Source organism: Nocardiopsis sp. TNDT3, from assembly GCF_003427465.1.
Lineage (GTDB): Bacteria > Actinomycetota > Actinomycetes > Streptosporangiales > Streptosporangiaceae > Nocardiopsis > Nocardiopsis dassonvillei.
Genome location: NZ_QPFC01000884.1, coordinates 1 through 2,097, shown reverse-complemented (window position 1 = coordinate 2,097; position 2,097 = coordinate 1). Strand labels below are relative to the sequence as shown.

The 2,097-nt window shown below is 75.9% G+C and carries 2 protein-coding genes; both read right to left on the bottom strand.

Annotated elements, in window-relative coordinates:
• Positions 1–62 precede the first annotated feature (62 nt).
• Positions 63–1,265: a CaiB/BaiF CoA-transferase family protein gene (locus DQW06_RS21065; protein ID WP_013153629.1), complete on the bottom strand. Its 1,203-nt coding sequence runs from the start codon at positions 1,263–1,265 to the stop codon at positions 63–65.
• 57 nt (positions 1,266–1,322) lie between these two features.
• A partial coding sequence (locus DQW06_RS21060) for a carboxyl transferase domain-containing protein (protein WP_304598536.1) occupies positions 1,323–2,097 on the bottom strand: 775 nt, incomplete at its 5' end.

Here is a 2,097-nt window from a genome sequence, read left to right as displayed (position 1 = left end):
GCCGGCGCCCGAGGGCTCCGGCGCGGCCGTCCGCATGGCTGTCGCGGTGGTCGGCGCGCGGTCTATCCGGCCGGTTGGGCCTCGACCTCGTCGAGCCAGGCCCGGACCGCGTCGTTGTGCTCGCCCAGGGCGGGCGGCGGCAGGTGGCCCGTGCCGGAGGGCTGCTGCGCCTCGTCGTCCACGGGGTCGAAGCGCAGCGCGGACCCGGGCAGTTCGATCGGGCCGAGCACCGGGTGCTCCACCTCCAGCAGCAGCCCCTGGGAGCGCGTCTGCTCCCACTCGTAGACCTGGTCGATGGTGCGCACCGCGCCGCAGGGCACCCCCACCTCACCGATCCGGCGCAGCCACTCGTCGCGCGTGCCCTGCCCCAGCACCGCCTCCACCTCGGCGATCAGCTCCTCGCGGTGCTCCACCCGGGAGGCGTTGTCGGCGAACCTGGGGTCTCGGGGGTCCAGTCCGAGCAGTCCGGCGAAGCGCTCCCACTGCGCCTCGCCGCCCACCGCCACCTGGAGCATGCCGTCCATGCAGGCGAAGGCGCCGTAGGGGGCGATGGAGGGGTGCTGGTTGCCCAGGGCGGTGGGCACCTCGCGCCCGACCGTCCACCGGGTCCCCTGGAAGGCGTGCACGCCCACGATCGAGGACAGCAGCGAGGTGCGCACCACCCGGCCGCGCCCGGTGCGCTCGCGCTCCAGGAGCGCGGCGAGCACCCCCTGGGCGCCGTTCATCCCGGCGAGCAGGTCGCCGATGGCCACGCCCGTCTTGGTCGGTTCCTTGGGCGAGGGGCCGGTCAGGCTCATCAGACCGGCCTCGCCCTGGGCGATCTGGTCGTAGCCCGCCCGTCCGCCCTCGGGTCCGTCGTGCCCGAACCCGCTGATGGAGCAGACCACCAGGCGGGGGTTGAGCTCCTCCAGGCGGTCGGCGGGGAACCCGAGCCGGTCCAGGACGCCGGGGCGGAAGTTCTCCACCAGGACGTCGGCGGCGCGCACGAGCCGGGTCAGCTGCTCCACGCCGTCCTCGGACTTCAGGTCCAGTTCGATGGACTCCTTGTTGCGGTTGCAGGACAGGAAGTAGGTGCTGACGCGCTCCTCCTCCGGCCCGACGAACGGCGGGCCCCACCCGCGCGTCTCGTCCCCCCTGCCGGGCTGCTCGACCTTGATCACCCGCGCGCCGAGGTCTCCCAGCAGCATGGCCGCGTGCGGTCCGGCCAGCGCCCGTGACAGGTCGATGACCACGATCCCCTTGAGCGGCCCTTGCGAGCGGTCCACGTTCCCTACCTCCTGGTGATGGGTACTGCTCCGGTGTTCGTGTCCTGGGCGGTGCGCTCAGGGCGCGGCGCACAGGCGGCGGTAGCGCGCGGCGCGCCCCGCGGGCGGTTCGGCGTCACCGCTCGGCTGGACCGCGGCGAGTTCGCGGGCGATCGCCTCCCCCATGCGCGCGCAGAACGCGCCGTCCTCGTCGGCCGCGTCGCCGAACTCGGGGACCACCCGGTCCACGAGTCCGCGGGCGCGCAGGTCGGCGGAGCCGATGCCCTGGGCCTCGGCCAGCTCCCCGGCGCGGTCGGGGGTGCGGTGGACGATCGCGCTGGCCCCCTCGGGCGGCAGCGGGGCGAGCCAGGCGTGCTGGGCGCACAGGACGCGGTCGGCGGGCAGGAGCGCGATCGCGCCTCCGCCGGTGCCCTCCCCCAGCAGGACCGAGACGGTGGGGGCGGCCAGGGAGGTCATCTCGGCCAGGCAGCGGGCGATCTGACCGGCCGTCCCCCGCTCCTCGGCGTCGGCGGAGAGCGCGGCGCCGGGGGTGTCGATGACGGTGACCAGGGGCAGCCGCAGTTCGGCGGCAAGGCGCATGCCCCGGCGGGCCTCGCGCAGCGCGTCCGGCCCCATGGGCTGTTCGGCGCTCTGGCGGGACCGGTCCTGGCCGACCAGGACGCAGGGCCTGCCGCCGAACCGGGCCAGCGCGGTGACCAGGGCGGGGGAGGCCTCGCCCTCGCCGCTGCCGCGCAGGCGCACCACGTGGCTGGCCGCGTGCCGGAGCAGCTCGCGCACGCCCGGGCGCTCCTTGCGGCGGGAGCGGGTCACCGAGTCCCAGACGGGGGCGGGG